An 18,141-nucleotide genomic window follows, 5' to 3' on the forward strand; every position below is an offset into this window, starting at 1 on the left:
TAAAGCATGAGAATACTGATCATTGGCCCCAGCTGGGTCGGCGACATGGTGATGGCGCAGACCCTGTTCCAGTGCCTCAAACAGCAGCACCCCGACTGCGTGATCGACGTCCTGGCCCCTGAGTGGAGCCGACCGATCCTCGAACGCATGCCCGAGGTGCGCCAGGCCTTGAGCTTCCCGCTCGGCCACGGCGCGCTGGAGCTGGCCACGCGCCGGCGCATCGGCAAGTCGCTGGCCGGCCAGTACGACCAGGCGATCCTGCTGCCCAACTCGCTCAAGTCGGCGCTGGTGCCGTATTTCGCCGGTATCCCCAAGCGCACCGGCTGGCGCGGCGAGATGCGCTACCTGCTGCTCAACGACGTGCGCAAGCTGGACAAGGCCCGCTACCCGCTGATGATCGAGCGCTTCATGGCCCTGGCCTACGCGCCGGATGCCGAGTTGCCCAAGCCTTACCCGCGTCCGAGCCTGCAGATCGAAGCCGCGAGCCGCGAAGCGGCCCTGGCCAAGTTCGGCCTGGCGCTGGACCGCCCGGTGCTGGCGCTGTGCCCGGGCGCCGAGTTCGGCGAGGCCAAGCGCTGGCCGGCCGAGCATTACGCCGAAGTGGCTGACGCGATGATTCGCCAGGGCTGGCAGGTGTGGCTGTTCGGCTCGAAGAACGATCATCCGGTGGGCGAGCAGATTCGCGACCGGTTGATCCCCGGGCTGCGCGAGGAATCCTGCAACCTGGCGGGGGAAACCTCCCTGGCCGAGGCCATCGACCTGATGTCCTGTGCCGATGCGGTGGTGTCCAACGATTCGGGCCTGATGCATGTGGCCGCCGCCCTCAACCGCCCTCTGGTGGCGGTGTACGGCTCGACCTCGCCGGGCTTCACCCCGCCGCTGGCCGACCAGGTGGAGGTGGTGCGCACCGGCATCGAGTGCAGCCCCTGCTTCGAACGCACCTGCCGCTTCGGCCACTACAACTGCCTGCGCCTGCTGGAGCCGGCCAAGGTGATCGCCGCGCTGCAGGGCCTGGGCGGGCCGAACCTGATCGATACCGTGGCCGAGGTCGACTGAGTGCGGGTACTGATCATCAAGACCTCGTCGCTGGGCGATGTCATCCACACCCTGCCGGCCCTCACCGACGCCGCCCACGCCATCCCAGGCATCCGTTTCGACTGGGTGGTGGAAGAAGGCTTCGCCGAGATCCCCAGCTGGCATCCGGCGGTCGACCGGGTGATCCCGGTGGCGATACGCCGCTGGCGCAAGAATCTCTGGCAGACGCTCAAGAGCGGCGAATGGAAGGCGTTCAAGCAACGCCTGCGCGAACACAAGTACGACCTGGTGATCGATGCCCAGGGCCTGGTCAAGTCGGCCTGGCTGACGCGCTATGTGAAAGCGCCGGTGGCCGGCCTGGACCGTTACTCGGCCCGCGAGGGCTGGGCCAGCCGCTTCTACGACCGGCGCCTGTCGGTCGCCGTCGGCCAGCACGCCGTGGAGCGCGTGCGCCAGCTGTTCGCCCTGGCCCTGGCCTACGACCTGCCGGAAGGGCTGGGCGACTACGGCCTGGACCTCAACCGCCTGCAACTGCCGCCGGCCGCGCCCTACGTGGTGTTCCTGCACGGCACCACCTGGGCCACCAAGCACTGGCCGGAGGCCTACTGGCGCGAGCTGGCCGAGCGCATGGGCCGGCGCAAGCTGCAGGTGATGCTGCCGTGGGGCAACCCGGCGGAAAAGGCCCGCGCCGAGCGCATTGCCCAAGGCTTGAACAACTGCCAGGTGCTCCCCAAGTTGAACCTGGCCGGCGTCGCCCGCGTGCTGGCGGCGGCCAAGGCCTGCGTGGCGGTGGACACCGGCCTCGGCCACCTGGCCGCCGCGCTGGATGTGCCGACCATCTCGCTGTTCGGCCCCACCAACCCTGGTCTGACTGGCGCCTACGGACGCGCCCAGATCCACCAGGCGAGCGACTTCCCCTGCGCCCCGTGCCTGCAGAAGAAGTGCACCTACAAACCGAGCGCCGAGGACCTGCGCCGGTTCGATCTCAAACGCGAGTGGCCGCTGTGCTTCACTCGCCTGAATCCCGAGCATGTGGCGGGCCGCTTGAGCGCGCTGCTGCTGGCTGAGGATGTTCGTTGATGCAACTGGCTTTTGTGCTCTACAAGTATTTCCCCTTTGGCGGGCTGCAGCGCGACTTCATGCGCATCGCCCTCGAGTGCCAGAAGCGGGGTCACCAGATCCGCGTGTACACGCTGATCTGGGAAGGTGACATTCCGCCGGGCTTCGAGGTGCTGGTGGCGCCGGTCAAGGCGCTGTTCAACCACCGCCGCAACGAGAAGCTCAGCGCCTGGATGGAAGCCGACCTGGCCAAGCGTCCGGTCGATCGCCTGATCGGCTTCAACAAGATGCCCGGCCTGGACGTCTACTACGCCGCCGACGGCTGTTTCGAGGACAAGGCCCAGACCCTGCGCGGCGGCCTGTACCGCCGCTGGGGCCGTTACCGCCATTTCGCTGAATACGAGCGGGCGGTGTTCGCCAAGGATGCGCATACCGAGATCCTGATGATTTCCGAGGTGCAGCAGCCGCTATTCATCAAGCACTACGGCACCCCCGAGGCGCGCTTCCACCTGCTGCCGCCGGGCATCTCCCAGGACCGCCGCCGCCCGGCCGACGCCGCGACCATTCGCGCCGACTTCCGCCAGGAGTTCGGCCTGGCCGACGATGAATTGCTGCTGGTGCAGATCGGCTCGGGCTTCAAGACCAAGGGGGTGGACCGCAGCCTCAAGGCCCTGGCGGCGTTGCCGTCGGCCCTGCGCAAGCGTACCAAGCTGATGGTCATCGGCCAGGACGACCCCAAGCTGTTCCAGGTGCAAAGCGCGGCGCTCGGCCTGGGCGAGCAGGTGCAGTTCCTCAAGGGCCGCAGCGACATTCCGCGTTTTCTGCTCGGTGCCGACCTGCTGATCCACCCGGCCTACAACGAGAACACCGGGACCGTGCTGCTCGAAGCGCTGGTCGCCGGGTTGCCGGTGCTGGTGTCCAAGGTCTGTGGCTATGCCCATTACATCGCCGAGGCCGATAGCGGCCTGGTGCTGGACGAGCCGTTCGAGCAGGAGCAGTTGAACCGCTACCTGCAACGCATGCTCGAAGACGCCGGGGCCCGCGCGGCCTGGTCGGACAACGGTGTGGCCTTCGCCGAGACCGCCGACCTGTACAGCATGCCGCAGCATGCTGCCGATGTGATCCTCGGTCAGGAGACCGCATGAAGCTGATACTGGCCGAACCGTTCAAGCGCCTGTGGGCCGGGCGCGATCCCTTCGAGGCCGTTGAGGCCCTGCAGGGCGAGGTGTACCGCGAGCTGGAAGGTCGCCGCACCCTGCGCACCGAGGTCGATGGCGCGGGCTTCTTCGTCAAGATCCACCGCGGCATCGGCTGGGGCGAGATCTTCAAGAACCTGTTCAGCGCCAAGCTGCCGGTGCTCGGCGCCGGCCAGGAATGGCGGGCCATCCAGCGCCTGCATGAAGCCGGTGTGCCGACCATGACCGCGGTGGCCTACGGCGAGCGTGGCAGCAATCCGGCCACCCAGCACTCGTTCATCGTTACCGAGGAGCTGGCGCCCACTGTCAGCCTGGAAGACTTCAGCATCGACTGGGTCAAGCAGCCGCCAGCGCCGCGCCTGAAGCGCGCGCTGATCGCCGAAGTGGCGAAGATGACCGGCGGCATGCACCGCGCCGGGGTCAACCACCGCGACTGTTACATCTGCCACTTCCTGCTGCACACCGACCGCCCGGTGACGCCGGAAGACTTCAAACTGTCGGTGATCGACCTGCACCGCGCCCAGACCCGGGCGAAGATCACCCGTCGCTGGCGCGACAAGGACCTGGCCGCCCTGTATTTCTCGGCCCTGGACATCGGCCTGACCCGCCGCGACAAGCTGCGCTTTCTGCGCGGCTACTTCCAGCGCCCGTTGCGCCAGGTGCTCAAGGACGAAGCCGCGCTGCTCGCCTGGCTGGAGCGCAAGGCGCAGAAACTCTACGACCGCAAGCAACGTTACGGGGACGCACTCTGATGGCGAGCTGGAACCTGGCGCCCGAGTATGCGCACCTGGCGGCCGATTTCGGCAGTATCGACGCGGTGTTCGCCCTCCAGGGCGAGCGCCTGACCCGCGACCCGCTGAGCGAGGTCATCCGCATCGAGCGCGATGGCGTCAACTACTACGTCAAGCGCTACACCGGCGCCGGCAAGCACATGCGCCGCTACCTGGGCCGACCCAGGGTCAAGGCCGAATGGCAGAACCTCAAGCAGTTCGCCAAGTGGGGCATCCCCACCGCCGATGTGGTCGCCTGGGGGCTCGAGCGCCAGGGCCTGGCCTTTGGCCGCGGGGCGATGATCACCCGCGAGCTGCCGCGCACCGAAGACCTCTCGGCGTTGGCCGAACGCAATGATCCGCGCCTGCGCGACGCCGCCTGGGTCGATCACGTCAGCCGCCAGCTGGCACGTCACACTCGGGTGATGCACGATCACCACTTCGCCCATAACGACCTTAAATGGCGCAACCTGCTGGTCGACGACCAGGGCACGCTATTCTTCATCGACTGCCCGACCGGCGATTTCTGGCGCGGCTTCATGCTGCGCCACCGGTTGATAAAGGACTTGGCGTGCCTGGACAAGGTGGCCAAGTACCACCTGTCGGCGACCCAGCGTCTGCGCTTCTACCTGCAGTACCGCGGACACGCGCGTCTGAACGCCCGTGACAAGAAGCGCATTCGCCAGGTGCTGGGCTTTTTCGAGGGAAGGGAATGACCGATTACCTGGCCAGTGCCGACCAGGCGCTGCTGCAACGCCACGGGCTGAGCGACTTCGAGGCGCTGTGGGCCCTGCAGCTGGATGCCGTGGACGAACCCAATACCGGCCGTGGCGGCTGGAGCAGCGTGTTCCGCCTGGAGCTCGAGGGCAAGGGTTTCTACCTCAAGCGCCAGAGCGACTACTTCACCCGCAGCCTGCAGCGGCCCTTTGGCGAGCCGACCTTCGCCCGGGAGTTTCGCAACATCAGCCGCTACCAGAAGCTTGAGATTCCCGCGCTGCAGGCGGTCTTCTATGGCGAGCGCAAGCAGGGTGGCGAGCACCGGGCGATCCTCATGACCCGGGCGCTGGACGAGTGGACCGACCTTGAGCAACTGCTCGGCCGCTGGGCGCAGATGGACGCGTCGCAGCGCCAGGCGATCCTCCAGGCCTGTGGACGGCTGGCCCGAACCCTGCACGCCGCCGGGCAGATGCACGGCTGCTTCTACCCCAAGCACATCTTCCTGCGTGAGCGCCGCGAGGGCTGGCAGGCCCAGCTGATCGACCTGGAAAAGACCCGTCCGTTGCTGTTTGGCATGCGTGACCGGGTCAAGGACCTCGAGCCGTTGCTGCGCCGCGCCCGGGCCTGGGACGAGGCCGATGTGCGCGTGCTGCTGGCGGCTTATCTGGAGCAGCCGGCGGACAGCGCCCCGGTATCCACCTGGCTGCAACGCCTGACCCAACGCCGTCGTCACAAAGAGGCCCGCTGATGCGCCTGTCCGAATTGAAGGCGGCCGGGCGCAGCCCGAGCCTGCCGCTGACCGTCACCCTCGCCGACGCCGCGGGCAGCGCCGACCTGCAGTTGCTCAGCCTGTTGCGCGTGCTGCCGGGCCAGCGTTATGTCGGCGCGGGTATCTGGCGTGGCACCAAGGTGCTGGCCAAGTTGCTGGTCGGTGGCAATGCCGCCCGGCATTTCCAGCGTGAGCGCGATGGCGCCCTGCTGATGGCCGAGCAAGGCCTGACCACTCCACGCCTGCTGGCCGATGGTCTCAAGGAAGGCGAGGGCGGCTGGCTGTTGTTCGAATACCTCGACCATGCCGAAAGCCTGGGCGACGCCTGGGCCCGGGTGGAGCAACTGCCGATGCTGGCCGACGAGCAGCACCTGGTGCTGGGCGAGGCCCTCACCGCCGTGGCGCAGATGCACGCCAAGGGCCTGTGGCAGGAAGACCTGCACCTGGACAACTTGCTGCGCCAGGATGGCCAGCTGTACCTGATCGACGGCGCGGGCATCAAGGCCGAGACGCCCGGCCAGCAACTGTCGCGCCAGCGCGTGCTGGAGAACCTCGGGGTGTTCTTCGCCCAGTTGCCCAAGCGCCTGGAGCCGTTCATCGAGGAAGCGCTGGTGCACTACGTGCTGGCCAATGCCGAGCACGCGCTGCCGCTGGAAGCGCTGCACAAGCAGGTGGACAAGGTGCGCGCCTGGCGCCTGAAGGACTACCTGGACAAGGCCGGCCGCGAATGCACGCTGTTCAGCGTCGAGCGCAACCTGTCCGGGCTGCGGGCGATTTGCCGCAACGAGCTCGAAGCGATGCGCCCGGTGCTGGAGCAGGCCGATGCGCTGATCGACCAGGGCCATCTGTACAAGACCGGTGGCGCGGCCAGCGTGGCGCGTATCGAGGTAGCCGGGCGCACGTTGGTGCTCAAGCGCTACAACATCAAGAACACCGCCCACTGGTTCAAGCGCTTCTGGCGCCCGAGCCGGGCTTGGCATTCGTGGATCGAAGGCCATCGCCTGACGTTTCTCGACATCGCCACGCCTCGCCCCCTGGCGGTGCTGGAGCAGCGGGTGATGGGGCTGCGCAGCACGGCCTACCTGGTGACCGAGTACGCCGATGGGCCGGACCTGATCGAATGCTTCGCACCCTACGTGGAAAGCGGCGAGGCGCCCGACGAGCAGGTCGAGGCCTTGATACGGGTGATGCAGCAGCTGATCCGCGAGCGTATCAGCCATGGCGACTTCAAGGGCCACAACCTGTTCTGGCAGGACGGCCAATGGTCGCTGATCGACCTCGACGCCATGTGCCAGCACGCCACCCAGCTCAGCTTCGCCCCGGCCTTCGCCCGGGACCGGGCGCGGCTGCTGCGCAACTGGCCGAGTGGCAGCGCGTTGCACCAGCGCCTCGATCAGTTGCTTCCAAGGCTTGGGGAGTAAACCGGGGGCAGCTCGAGCCATTCGCTGCTGCGTCCGGTCTGGCGCACGCGGATCTGCCATCGTCGCTCGTGCCAGCGCAGGATTGCCCAGGGGTTACCGCCGAGCTCGCGTTGGCCTGCGATTATCAAGTGATAGTGGTTGTCCAGCAGGTGCAGACGCAGTGGCAGCGCGTGACTGCCCAGCCGCAGGTACAGGCCGTTGCTGCCTTGGTACAACCCAAGCGCCTCGCCATGCTTGACACCAGCGGGGATTGAGCTGAGCCGGCAATTGTCGAGCAGCGCCTGCAGGTCTGGCAGGCCGTCATGCCACACTAACGGTGAGTCGACGACCCATTCGCCGTCCTTGCGTCGTTTCACTGGCACCTTGGTGTAGGCGTCCGGTTTGCGCGGATCGATCACCCGCCAGCGATAGCCATCGTACGAGACCTGGTAGGTGCGTTCTTCGCTGTTCTTTATGAAGTAGAACGTCAGCCCTGGGTAAGGCGAAGGTTGTTCATAGATGCCCTCTTTGTGAATGCCATCGACCCGGTAACGCAATGTGCTGGTATCTACAGGCTTGGCCAGTTCCAGGGGCAGTTTAAGCACGGGTGTCGGTGGCATGCCACGGATCGCCCGACGCACCACGGAAGACCCGTTTATGCTGTTGATGCCGTCGCTGGTGTGGGTAAAGGCCTCGACCATATGCTTGAGCACGCCGATGCGGTCTGCTTCACGGCAAGACTTCTCCAGGTCCAGCACCGAGAGCACTGCTCGCCCGAACGACAAGGCGGTGAGCGCGGGGTTGGGCAATACCAGGCTGAGCAGGTCGAGCGTGATCCACAGCACATGCAGGCTCATCTCTCCCAACAGTTCAAGCTTGGTGTTGGTGGCTGAATCCACTGCGCTGAGTGCGGCGCTCACTTCGGCCCGATAGCGGGCCTGCTGGAAATCCCCGACGATCCGAGGTGTGTTCACCCGCGCCGCCAGCCCGCCCTTGAGCAACCAGCGCTCGATCGCATCGCGGTCGGCCAGTGGCACGCGGTCCTTCACATACTCGCGCAGAGCGGGCTGGTCGCGCAGTGTCCTGAGCAGATGCCGGGCGTTGCGAAATTCCCGCCAGGATCTTCGGTCCGGCGCGTCGGGGGTGTACACAACTAAACGATGCACGCCAGGGGTATCGGGTGTCACCAGCAAAACGCCGTGGACCGTGTGGCTGTTTATCAACCACTGACGGACACTGCCGCTCGGGCGTTGTCTACTGTCCGGATGGTCGATTGCCGTTTTCGTCCATGTGTAACCACGCTCAAAAGGGTCCTCCAGAAAGTGGCCGGCATAGCGCGCCTTGGCCGCTTCGGCACGCATGCGCGCCCTGCTTATGGCGACAAAGCACGCTTGGCGCCACTGCCCGGCGGGTGAATCGAGCAGGTGCGTGCGCAAATACTGGCTGTAGCGTTCGCCCACGTTCAGGGTGCGTATTATGTGCTTGATCTGGCGCGGCGTGATCTGCGGCACTTGGCTGCCGTCTTTGCGGTGCACGCGTGCTGTGAGCCAATAGTCCACGTCGATCCAGCCGATGTTGAGCCTGGCCAACTGGTCGAGACGGTAGGTCCGTGATACCAGTTCCACCGTGTCGCCCACTTGCCGGCGACTGGCTACGGGTACGTAGCCGGTGGTGAGCCCTGGATGCAGCATCGGTCCCTGTTGCCGGGCCAGCGTCACGCTGACGTAGATCTCAAGTGGATCGGTATCGAACTGGTATTGATGACGCATTGCAGCGCGCAGTTGCCCGCAGGTCCAGGCGTTCAAGTCATGCTCGTCGAGAAATTGCTCATGGTTCAGAATCCCTGGTGCGGCCGCCTGGTCGATGGCTATCACCAGCTCCTGCAGGGTCTGCATGATATGCGTCAGGCCTTGCGTAGACGCGTTCTTCAGCCAGGCGGGTGAGTTTCTTTCCAGCAACAGCCCATAGCGGGTTTGCAGGGCTGACCGGCTGTCGGCCCAGGGCAACAGGTCACCAGCCTCGGCGACGCGTGCGCGCAGGGTTGGCCAGTCGACCGGGCTTTGTAGCGCCGCATTCTCCCAGACCAGGACCAGACGGGCGTGTTGTCCGTCGATGAGGGATTGCGCCTGGGCCTGCACCAGGTCGTCGTTGAACCATTCATAGCGTAAGCGCTCTGCGTTACGGGCCAGGTCGCGATCTCTTTTGCTGGTGATATGCCGCAACAGTGCGCGGCTCTGCTGCGGGTCGTCGAGCCGCTCGCACAGCTCGGCATGCAATTGCCCCAGGTCTTCGAACGCTTCTATGCCATGCGACAGGCTGCACAATAGAGCGTGGTTGCTGGTTTGCCGGGGATCGGGCGTGCCCCCCTCGGGACCGCCTTCGACGATCACGAATACGCCGGGCAGGTATTTGCGCCAGTGGGGGGTGGCGATATCCAGCAGTGGGCGATAGACCTGCGGTCGTTGAGCCTCAGGCAGGTGTTGGCGTTGCCAGGGCAACGGCATCTGCACACACGTTTCGAGCAATTCGGCATGGTTCGAGCCGAGTGTGTGGTCATCTAGACGCAAGGTGACCTGGGCAAGCAATTGCAGGCGAAGCAATGCGACCAACCGAGTCTGGCGACTCTCTGCACCGCTGCCCGTTTCGAGCCAGTAGCCGGAAAGGCTGGCAAAAAAACGCTGGCGGGCGTTAAGCCAGCCCAGCGAGGCATCAGGGTAGGGTGGCGAGGCGAGCAGGGTACCTAGCTGTTGGTCGAAAGATTGGAAATGTTGCAGGCTCATGCAGTCCGCTCCGAGGTGATGAAGCGGTGAAGCTTGGCGTGCGTGGCGGCGACGGACGTGTTAGCCGATTACCTCATCTGCGCAGGAGAGCACGAAACCCCAGCAGCGCCGGTACGCCCAACCCCAGCCATGAAAGGACGTCCCAGGCGCCGTCGCCAAGCAAGGCTGCGAACAGCCCTGCCGCGCTCAGTGCCGCGATCACGCTTGGCCATGCGAAAATACGCCCGGTAGTCTGCGACTGGTGGCTCACGGTTTGGTCCTCTGTGGTTTGCGCTGCTTGCTCCACCAGAGATACAGGCCGCTGACGAGCACAATGATGGTCAGTGCATCGAGCAAGGCCCAGAGTATCTGCATTGGCCGGCCGCCGTAGTCACCGAAATGCAGGGGTTGGGACAGGCCCATTGCATCCATGTACCAAGGACGATCACCCACGGCCGTCACCTCGAGGGTGCGCGCGTCGATCAGGATCGGCGTGAACAGGTGCGAGGTCAGGTTCGTGGCGCCATTCATGAACACCGCATAGTGGTGCTCGCTGGAGAAGCGCGTGCCGGGGAAGGCGATGAAGTCAGGACGCATGCCGGGCGCGGCCTGTTCGGCGATCTTCAGCAACTGCGTGGCCGGGGCGCGTTCGGTGAGCGGCGGTGCGTCGCGGTAGGGCGCGACCATCGCCGCCAGGCTGTCGTTGCGCCAGGCGGCGATCACCAGGTCGGACAGGGCGCTGATCACCCCGGTGATGCCGACCACCAGGGCCCAGGTCAGGGTGACCACGCCGATCAGGTTGTGCAGGTCCAGCCAGCGCAGGCGCCGCGACTTGTCGTGGCGGACCGTGGCGAAGCGCAGGCGACGCATGAACGGCGCGTAGAGCACGGTACCGGAGACGATGGCGACAATGAACAGCACCCCCATGAACGCCAACAGCAGCTTGCCGGGCAACCCGGCGAACATATCCACGTGCAGGCGCAGCATCAGCATCATGAAGCCGCCGTTGGCCGCCGGCATGGCCACGGCCTCGCCGGTGCGCGCGTCGAGCATGAAGGTGTGCGAATCGTCGGGGTGGGTGCCGGCGGTGGCGGCCATGATCGCCACCACGCCGTTGGGCTCGTCCTCTTCGTAGCCGAAGTACTGCATCACCTCGCCGGGGCGGTGCTGTTCGGCCTTGAGCACCAGCTGCTGCAGGTCCAGGTGTGGGGTGCCTGCGGGCATCTCGCGCAGCTGCGGCGCGTCGCCCAGCAAGTGCTCCAGCTCATGGTGGAAGATCAGCGGCAGGCCGGTAAGGGCGAGCAGCAGCAGGAACAGCGTGCAGACCAGGCTGCTCCAGGTGTGGATCGCTGACCAGCGGCGGATGGTTTGGCTTTTCATCACGGTTCCTTACACGATCGCAGGTCAAGCCGCTCCCACGCTCCGCAGGAACAGGCTTGACCCGTGATGGCCACTCAGAACTTGTAGGTGGCGCTGGCGACGACACTGCGTTGGTCGCCGTAGTAGCAGTAGTAGCCGTCGCAGGTGGACAGGTAGTCCTTGTTCAGCAGGTTGCTGGCGTTGATCGCCACCGAGGCGCCCTTGAGGCTGTTGTCCAGGCGGCCCAGTTCGTAGTGCACGGCGGCGTCGAACACTGTGTAGGCCTTGCTCTTGCCAAGCCAGGTGTTGGCTTCGTCACCGTAGCGGTTGCCGGTGTAGCGTGCGCCCAGGCCAATGCCGAAGCCGTCAAGCACACCGGTATGCCAGGTGTAGTCGGTCCACAGGGAGGCCTGCTGGTTGGGCATTTGTTGCAGGCGGTTGCCTTTGTACGGCCCTTTCTGGACTTCGGATTTGGCCAGGGTGTAGGCGGCGATCACTTTCAGGTTGTCGGTGACGTCGGAGACGGCTTCCAGCTCCAGGCCGTGGACTTTCACTTCGCCAGTCTGGCTGGTGACCGGTGTGCCACCGATGTTGTTGGTGACCTGGACGTTCTTCTGGGTCAGGTCGTACACCGCGGCAGAGAGCAGGGTGTTGGAGCCCGGTGGCTGGTACTTGATGCCCAGCTCCCATTGCTCGCCTTCGGTCGGCTTGAACGTCTTCTGCGGGTCCGCGTCTGCGCTGCTGGCCGGCTGGAAGGATTCTGCATAGGACAGGTAGGGCACCAGGCCGGAGTCGAAGACGTAGCTGATCGCCGCGTTGCCACTGAACTTGCTATCGCGCTGGGTGTTGGTGGCATCACCCTTGTTGAAGAACTTGGTGCCGGTGTGGACCCAGTCCTGTCGCCCGCCCAGGGTCAGGCGCCAGTTGTCGAGTGCCATCTGGTCCTGGATATAGAGGCCGGTCTGCACCGTCTTCTGGTTGTAATCGTAATAGGCAGAGGAGCGAGCGGGGCGGGTGATCGGCAGGCCATGGGCCGGGTTGTTGACGTCGATCGGCGGTAAGTCGAAACCATAGATCGCCAGGTAGTCGTGATTGGTGCGCTGGTGATCCAGGCCAATCAACACGGTATGGCTGACGGAACCGGTGGCGAAGTCGGCCTGGAAGTTGTTGTCGACCGCGAACTGGCCGATATTTTCCTCGGTGTTGGTGGACATGCGATTGGCAATGCCATCATCGGTGACCGGGGGAAAGTCTTTGTTGTAGCTGCTGACCGTGATTGTCTGGAACGAAAGCTCCGACTTGGTGTAACGCAGATTCTGGCGGAACTGCCAGACATCGTTGAAACGATGCTCGAAGGCATAGCCCAGCGCGTAATAGGTGCGGTCGTAGTAGTCGTAATCCGGGTCACCCAGGTTCTTGTGGCGGGAGACCTTGCCGAACGGCATGTCGATCTTGGTGCCTTGAATCGGGTAGAACTGGCTGGTGGCACCGGTATCGTCGCGGGTGAACTGGCTGAGGAAGGTCAGCGAGGTGTCTTCGTCGATGTTCCAGGTCAGGCTCGGGGCGATGTTGTAGCGCTTGTTGTCGATATGGTCGATCTGCGTGCCGCTGTCGCGTACCACGCCGCTGACGCCATAGAGGAACTGGCCCTGCTCGTCGAGCTTGCCGGTGCTGGCGAAGTTGATCTGGCGGTGGTTGTCGCTGCCGTACTGCAGTTGAATCTCGTGGCTGCTCTCGGTCTGGGGGCGGCGGCTGACCATGTCGAGCAGACCGCCGGGCGGGGTCTGGCCATACACGGATGAGGCTGGGCCCCGCAGCAGCGCAAGGCGGTCGAGGTTCCAGGTTTCAGCTTTCGGGTTGGCATACACGCCGCGGGGTAGGGGCAGGCCGTCGAGGAACTGGGTCGGTTCGAAGCCGCGCACGCGCATCCAGTCATAGCGGGTATCGCTGCCGAAACTGGCCGAGACGATGCCCGGCATGTACTTCACCGCGTCATCCAGGCTTTGCACGCCGCGGTCGCTCATCTGCTGGCGGGTGGCGACGGAAATGGAGCGTGGGACCTCGACCAGCGCTGTGTCGGTCTTAGTGCCGGCGGCGGTGCGCTTGGCGGTGTAGCCTTCCACCGGGCCCCAGGCGCTCTCGAAGCTGCTGCTGGCGTTGATGTTGGTCTCCGGCAGCGCCAGGCTGCCTTCGTTCACTGCCACCAGGCTGTAGCTGCCGGCGCTGCTCTGCTGCAGCTGCAGGCCGGTACCGCGCAGCGCGGCCTGCAGGGCACCGACAGCGTCGTACTGGCCACTGACGGGTGCCGAATTGCGTCCGCTGACCAGTGCCGGATCCAGCGCCAGGGCGATCCCGGCCTGGCTGGCGATCTGGTTCAGGGTGCTGGCCAGCGGCGCGCTGGGCAGGTCGTAGGCACGCGGGGCGGCCTGTTCGGCGGCGAACAGGGTGGTGCTGACCAACGGGGCGGCCAGGCCGATGGCCAGGGCCATCAGGCTGGGGCGAAGCAAAGCATCAACGGCACGGGACATGCAGCGGCTCCTCGACGAAATAGTGCTGACTGCTTCCTTGCCGAGCGAGATTGGGAAAGTGACAGGGGGCTTTGAAAAAATTTCGACTGATTTGCAGAAGCCTTTGGAAGCCGGCAAGCCGGCTTTCACAAAGGGCAGTGTGGCTGAAGCTATTTGGCGCTAACGGTGACCCACCACGGCGTACGCCGCTCGATCTTCACCGGCAGCGCCGGTTGCAGCGAGGCGAGGGCCAGGTCGGTGTCGGTCAGCGGGAAGCTGCCGCTCACGCGCAGGTCGGCGACTTCGTCGCTGACACCCAGGTGGCCGCTGCGGTACTGTCCGAGCGCTGCCACCAGGTCGGCCAGGCGCACGTTGTCCACCACCAGCATGCCGCGGGTCCAGGCATCGCTGCCGACCGCCACGGAGCCGACCCGGCCCAGGCCGTCTGCGTTCATCAGCACCTGCTGGCCTTCGCGCAGCACCTGCTCGTCGCCACTGTTCTGCGGCTTGGCGGCCACCGAGGCCTGCAGTACCTCCAGGCGCGTGCCGGCCTCCTCGCGCTTGACCAGGAAGCGCGTGCCCAGCGGGCGCAGGCGGCCATCCTCGGTGCGCACCAGCAGTGGACGGCTGTCCTTGTGGCCGGTCTCCACCGAGATCTCGCCGCGGTGCAGCACGATCAGCCGCTGCTCGCCCCGGAAGTCGATATCCACCGCGCTGCGGCTGTTCAAGCTCAGCAAGGTGCCGTCCTCCAGGCGCAGGGTGCGCATCTCGCCGGTGCCGGTGCGCTGGTCGGCCAGCCAGTAGGTCGGCGACAGGGTCGGCGCTGCGGCCCAGGCAAGCAGCCCGCCGAGTAGCAGCATGCCGGCCAGGCCGCCAAGGCGCTGGCGCAACCCGGCCCTTGATTGCAGCAGGGTGTGGCGTACCGGGCCGGCGGCGGCGTTGACGCGCCGGTCGAGCATGCCCAGTTGCAGCCAGGCGCGGGCGTGTTCCTCGTTGGCGGCGTGCCAGCGCATGAATTCGTTGCGTTCGTCCGGGGTACCGCTACCTTCGTCCAGGCACAGCTTCCAGGCGATGGCCGTTTCCAGCACCTGGCTGGAGACCGGGGCGTGGTTCATGTCGGTTCTCCGTAGAGGGCGACATAGCACTGGCGCAGGCCTTGGGCGAGGTACTGGCGCACGCGGGACACCGACACCCCGAGGCGCTCGGCGATTTCGGCGTGGCCCAGGCCGTCCAGGCGGCTGTACAGGAAGGCCGCGCGGGCCTTGCTCGACAGCTTGCCCAACAGGCGGTCGATAGCCTTGAGATCCTCGAGGATCAGGTGCTGTTGCTCGGGCGACGGGTGTTCGGCCTCGGGCAGCAGGGCCAGCTCCGCAAGGTAGGCCTGCTCGAGGGCGGCGCGGCGGAAGTGGTCGAGCAACAGGCCCTTGGCCACGGCGACCAGGAAGGCGCGGGGTTCGCGGGGGGCGTCCAGGCGCTCGCGACCGAGCAGGCGCACGAAGGTGTCCTGGCTCAGGTCTTCGGCGCGCTGACGGCAGGTGGTGCTGCGCTGCAACCAGGCCAACAGCCAGGTGCGATGGTCGCGATACAGCGCTCCGACCAGCTCGGCATGTGGACTGTGCGCAGGCGTCAAGAAGCGATCCCCGAGGAAGAATGCGTTAACTAACGATAATTATTCGCGATTGTGGCAGAGGCGGGGGTGATGGCGCAATTGACGCTTATCGGATTGCCGGCAGCAATCGCAAACGTTTTGCGGTTCTCTTCAGGTGATGTGCAATTCCTGTAGGAGCGTGCATGGATCAGAGGCCGTGATGGTGCGCCTTGCGCCGCCGCCACTGGCGCACCCGCTGCTCTAGCTGCAACGGGCTGTCCAGTTGCTGGCGCCGGGCCTGGCTGAACAGGATCAGCGCCAGCTCCGCGGTCACCTGGGCATCGGCGCTGGCATGGTGGCGGGCCTGGACTTCAAGGCCGAAGCGGGCGATCCAGTCGTCCAGCCCGGCTTCACGCAACACGGTGTCGGGGTTGAGCATCGGCGCCAGCTCCGCCACATCGAGGAACGGATGCTGCAGGCGCAGGCCTAGGCTGTCCTTCAGCGCCCGGGCCAGCATGCGCTGGTCGAACGGGGCGTGGAACGCCAGCACCGGGCTGTCGCCAATGAAGTCCATCAGGTCGAGCAGCGCCTCGGCCGGGTCGCAGCCGGCGGCCAGGGCGCTGGGGCCCAGGCCGTGGATCAGCACGCTGGCGTTGGTCTTCTGCGCGGGCCGGTGCAGGGTGCGCTCGAACGGGCGACCTAGGGCGATGGCGCCGTCCTCGATGGCCACCGCGCCTATCGACAGCACCTGGTCGCGATTGAGGTTCAGGCCGCTGGTCTCCAGGTCCAGCACCACCCAGCGCTGTTCACGCAACGAGCAAACGCCCAGTGGCGCCGGCCCTGGCAGCAGGGCCAGACGACGACGCAGCGGGGCGGTGAGTTCGGGGGCGGCGGGGCGCCACCAGGGGAACAGGTTCACAGCTGGTACCGCAGCGCCAGGCTGCTTTGCAGGCGCTGGGCCTGGCGCAGCGACTCGCGCAGGATGCGCCGGTCCAGGTGGTTCAGGCTGTCCGGGTCGAGCCGGTTGGAGTAGGGCTGGTTCTCTCGGGTCTGGCGCTGGTGCTGCTGCATGCGGGTCTGCTGGATGAAGTGGTAGGCCTCTTCATAGGCGGCGCCGTCAAGCGGGTCGATGATGCCCTTGGCGATCAGCTGGCGCAGGCGCTCCAAGGTGTTGCAGGCGCTGATGCCATGGGCCAGGGCCAGCAGCCTGGCGCCATCGACGAACGGGGTCAGGCCTTGCACCTTGAGGTCGAGGGTGGCGGCCTTGTCGTCCCCCTGACGGGTCAGCACGAACTCGCGCAGGCGCCCGACCGGTGGTCGTTGGCGCAGGGCATTGTCGGCCATCATGCGCTGGAAGATGCGATTGTCGGCGACCTGCTCCAGCAGGCCCTGGCGCAGCTGTTCGCAGCCTTGCTCGTCGCCCCAGACCACGCGCAGGTCGAAGTAGATGCTCGAGCCCAGCAGGTTCTCGGGGCTCGCCTCGCGCACGAAACCGGCGAAGCGCCGTGTCCACTCGCTGCGCGAGAGGCACAGCTCGGGGTTGCCGGCCATCACATTGCCCTTGCACAGGGTGAATCCACACTGGGCCAGGTTGTGGTTTATCTGCTGGGCCAGCGGCAGCAGCCGGGCTCGGATGGCCTCGGCCTCGGCGGCGTCGCGGGCCTCGAAGAGAATGCCGTTGTCCTGGTCGGTGTGCAGCGTCTGCTCGCGGCGGCCTTCGCTGCCGAAGCACAGCCAGCTGAATGGCGCGCCCGGGTCGCCGCGCTCGGCGATGACCAGTTCGATCACCCGGCACACGGTATGGTCATTGAGCAGGGTGATGATCTGGGTGATCTGGGTCGAGGACGCGCCGTGGGCGAGCATGCGCTCGACCAGCTGGCCGATCTCGCCGCGCAGCGACACCAGGCTGTCCAGGCGTGGCGCATGGCGGATGGTGCGCGCCAGGTGCACCAGGTCGACACGCTGCAGGGAGAACAGATCGCGTTCGGAGATCACCCCGCACAGGCGCTGGTTGTCCACTAGGCAGACGTGGGCGATGTGCCGCTCGGTCATGGCCATGGCGGCATCGAAGGCGCTGGCCTGGGGGCTCAGGTGGAACGGCCGGGCGGTCATGTAGCGTTCGATCGGCGCGGTCAGCTCGGCACTGGCGTCGGCCACCACCTGGCGCAGGTCGCGCAGGGTGAAGATGCCGATGGGATGGCGCTGGTCGTCGACGATGACGATGCTGCCGACCTGCTGCTCGTGCATCAGCCCCACGGCCTCGCGCAGCGGTGTGTCCGGCGCGCACACCACCGGGTGGCGCAGCGCCAGTTCGCCCAGCGGGGTGTTCAGCGAATACTGGGTGCCCAGGGTTTCCACGGCGCGCTGGCGCACCTGCTGGTTGACCTGGTCGAGCAGGCTGCTGACCCCGCGCAGGGCGAAGTCGCGGAACACCTCGGACATGGAGAACACGCGGATGAACGCGGCCTTGTCCAGTTGCAGGCAGAAGGTGTCCTCGCCGGCCAGGTGCTCGGTGCGGGTGGCCCGCTCGCCGAGCAACGCCGCCAACGGGAAGCATTCGCCGCTGGTGATCTCGAAGGTGGTCTCGGTGCCCGGCTTGGTGACATGGTGGCGCTCGCCGACCACACGGCCCTGCTTGACGATGTAGAAGTGCTCGACCGGGCCGTCGGCAGGCTTGATGATGCTTTCGCCGGCCGCGTGGAAACGCAGCTGGCACTGCTCCACCAGGTAGGCCAGGTGGTTGTGTTCCATCTGGTTGAACGGCGGGAAACGCTGCAGGAATTGCAGGGTGCCCTGGATGTTTTGCAGCACTGCTGTTCTGCCCGCCTGGCTGTAGGCGTCCTTTTTGCTCATGGAACCGACCGCGATAAGTATGTCTGCATATGTAGCGCAGACCTTGTTGTTCTAGGGCTCCATGGTCGGACGACGGCTCTGCGGTGCCCATTGGACGTAAGTCTATAAGGCGCGACGGACTTTTCGCTG

At 65.8% G+C, this 18,141-nt stretch carries 15 protein-coding genes; 7 read left to right on the top strand and 8 right to left on the bottom strand.

The window, feature by feature from the left end; all coding sequences use genetic code 11:
- Positions 1 to 6 precede the first annotated feature (6 nt).
- The 7 genes from waaF to AC25ND_RS14895 are packed head-to-tail and all read left to right on the top strand — an operon-like array spanning position 7 to position 6,967.
- The gene (gene waaF, locus AC25ND_RS14865; RefSeq protein ID WP_028689091.1) at positions 7 to 1,056 is read left to right on the top strand and encodes a lipopolysaccharide heptosyltransferase II; all 1,050 of its coding nucleotides are present in this window, start codon (positions 7 to 9) and stop codon (positions 1,054 to 1,056) included.
- A complete protein-coding gene (waaC, locus tag AC25ND_RS14870) occupies positions 1,057 to 2,115 on the top strand; it encodes a lipopolysaccharide heptosyltransferase I (protein ID WP_028689090.1) in 1,059 nt (352 codons plus the stop codon).
- Complete coding sequence (locus AC25ND_RS14875) at positions 2,115 to 3,239, top strand: glycosyltransferase family 4 protein (RefSeq protein ID WP_062362882.1); 1,125 nt, start codon at positions 2,115 to 2,117, stop codon at positions 3,237 to 3,239. The genes waaC and AC25ND_RS14875 overlap by 1 nt, the downstream gene beginning before the upstream one ends.
- A complete protein-coding gene (gene rfaP, locus AC25ND_RS14880) occupies positions 3,236 to 4,042 on the top strand; it encodes a lipopolysaccharide core heptose(I) kinase RfaP (protein WP_050703461.1) in 807 nt (268 codons plus the stop codon). Before AC25ND_RS14875 ends, rfaP begins: the two co-directional genes overlap by 4 nt.
- Positions 4,042 to 4,776 carry a lipopolysaccharide kinase InaA family protein gene (locus tag AC25ND_RS14885; protein ID WP_028689087.1) on the top strand — a complete coding sequence of 245 codons (735 nt, stop codon included), beginning with the start codon at positions 4,042 to 4,044 and terminating at the stop codon, positions 4,774 to 4,776. The genes rfaP and AC25ND_RS14885 overlap by 1 nt, the downstream gene beginning before the upstream one ends.
- The gene (locus AC25ND_RS14890) at positions 4,773 to 5,525 is read left to right on the top strand and encodes a lipopolysaccharide kinase InaA family protein (protein WP_062575445.1); all 753 of its coding nucleotides are present in this window, start codon (positions 4,773 to 4,775) and stop codon (positions 5,523 to 5,525) included. The genes AC25ND_RS14885 and AC25ND_RS14890 overlap by 4 nt, the downstream gene beginning before the upstream one ends.
- Positions 5,525 to 6,967: a lipopolysaccharide kinase InaA family protein gene (locus AC25ND_RS14895; RefSeq protein ID WP_069016549.1), complete on the top strand. Its 1,443-nt coding sequence runs from the start codon at positions 5,525 to 5,527 to the stop codon at positions 6,965 to 6,967. The genes AC25ND_RS14890 and AC25ND_RS14895 overlap by 1 nt, the downstream gene beginning before the upstream one ends.
- Here the strand turns inward: AC25ND_RS14895 and AC25ND_RS14900 are convergent.
- From AC25ND_RS14900 to AC25ND_RS14935, 8 genes are all read right to left on the bottom strand, one after another.
- Positions 6,940 to 9,726 (bottom strand): dermonecrotic toxin domain-containing protein, encoded by a 2,787-nt coding sequence (locus AC25ND_RS14900; protein WP_186594719.1) that lies wholly within the window; start codon positions 9,724 to 9,726, stop codon positions 6,940 to 6,942. The genes AC25ND_RS14895 and AC25ND_RS14900 overlap by 28 nt on opposite strands.
- 73 nt (positions 9,727 to 9,799) lie before the next feature.
- Complete coding sequence (locus AC25ND_RS14905) at positions 9,800 to 9,976, bottom strand: DUF4175 domain-containing protein (protein WP_139121049.1); 177 nt, start codon at positions 9,974 to 9,976, stop codon at positions 9,800 to 9,802.
- Positions 9,973 to 11,085: a PepSY-associated TM helix domain-containing protein gene (locus AC25ND_RS14910; RefSeq protein ID WP_028689083.1), complete on the bottom strand. Its 1,113-nt coding sequence runs from the start codon at positions 11,083 to 11,085 to the stop codon at positions 9,973 to 9,975. The genes AC25ND_RS14905 and AC25ND_RS14910 overlap by 4 nt, the downstream gene beginning before the upstream one ends.
- 74 nt (positions 11,086 to 11,159) lie before the next feature.
- A complete protein-coding gene (locus tag AC25ND_RS14915; RefSeq protein ID WP_486976409.1) occupies positions 11,160 to 13,592 on the bottom strand; it encodes a TonB-dependent siderophore receptor in 2,433 nt (810 codons plus the stop codon).
- A 149-nt stretch (positions 13,593 to 13,741) separates the two neighbouring features.
- On the bottom strand, positions 13,742 to 14,686 hold the full coding sequence (locus tag AC25ND_RS14920) for a FecR domain-containing protein (RefSeq protein ID WP_486971933.1): 945 nt from the start codon (positions 14,684 to 14,686) through the stop codon (positions 13,742 to 13,744).
- Positions 14,683 to 15,201 carry an RNA polymerase sigma factor gene (locus AC25ND_RS14925; RefSeq protein WP_486976410.1) on the bottom strand — a complete coding sequence of 173 codons (519 nt, stop codon included), beginning with the start codon at positions 15,199 to 15,201 and terminating at the stop codon, positions 14,683 to 14,685. Before AC25ND_RS14925 ends, AC25ND_RS14920 begins: the two co-directional genes overlap by 4 nt.
- Positions 15,202 to 15,367: 166 nt before the next feature.
- Positions 15,368 to 16,078 (bottom strand): 3'-5' exonuclease, encoded by a 711-nt coding sequence (locus AC25ND_RS14930; protein ID WP_028689079.1) that lies wholly within the window; start codon positions 16,076 to 16,078, stop codon positions 15,368 to 15,370.
- The gene (locus AC25ND_RS14935) at positions 16,075 to 18,012 is read right to left on the bottom strand and encodes a putative nucleotidyltransferase substrate binding domain-containing protein (RefSeq protein ID WP_486976411.1); all 1,938 of its coding nucleotides are present in this window, start codon (positions 18,010 to 18,012) and stop codon (positions 16,075 to 16,077) included. Before AC25ND_RS14935 ends, AC25ND_RS14930 begins: the two co-directional genes overlap by 4 nt.
- Positions 18,013 to 18,141 lie beyond the last annotated feature (129 nt).

It is taken from the genome of Pseudomonas sp. P110(2024) (genome assembly GCF_057480795.1).

Excerpts from the sequence above, each read along its gene's own strand:
- waaF (WP_028689091.1), top strand. The coding sequence starts at position 7 with ATGAGAATACTGATCATTGGCCCCAGCTGGGTCGGCGACATGGTGATG.
- AC25ND_RS14875 (WP_062362882.1), top strand. The coding sequence starts at position 2,115 with ATGCAACTGGCTTTTGTGCTCTACAAGTATTTCCCCTTTGGCGGGCTG.
- rfaP (WP_050703461.1), top strand. The coding sequence starts at position 3,236 with ATGAAGCTGATACTGGCCGAACCGTTCAAGCGCCTGTGGGCCGGGCGC.
- AC25ND_RS14885 (WP_028689087.1), top strand. The coding sequence starts at position 4,042 with ATGGCGAGCTGGAACCTGGCGCCCGAGTATGCGCACCTGGCGGCCGAT.
- AC25ND_RS14890 (WP_062575445.1), top strand. The coding sequence starts at position 4,773 with ATGACCGATTACCTGGCCAGTGCCGACCAGGCGCTGCTGCAACGCCAC.
- AC25ND_RS14895 (WP_069016549.1), top strand. The coding sequence starts at position 5,525 with ATGCGCCTGTCCGAATTGAAGGCGGCCGGGCGCAGCCCGAGCCTGCCG.
- AC25ND_RS14900 (WP_186594719.1), bottom strand. The coding sequence starts at position 9,726 with ATGAGCCTGCAACATTTCCAATCTTTCGACCAACAGCTAGGTACCCTG.
- AC25ND_RS14910 (WP_028689083.1), bottom strand. The coding sequence starts at position 11,085 with ATGAAAAGCCAAACCATCCGCCGCTGGTCAGCGATCCACACCTGGAGC.
- AC25ND_RS14915 (WP_486976409.1), bottom strand. The coding sequence starts at position 13,592 with ATGTCCCGTGCCGTTGATGCTTTGCTTCGCCCCAGCCTGATGGCCCTG.
- AC25ND_RS14920 (WP_486971933.1), bottom strand. The coding sequence starts at position 14,686 with ATGAACCACGCCCCGGTCTCCAGCCAGGTGCTGGAAACGGCCATCGCC.
- AC25ND_RS14935 (WP_486976411.1), bottom strand. The coding sequence starts at position 18,012 with ATGAGCAAAAAGGACGCCTACAGCCAGGCGGGCAGAACAGCAGTGCTG.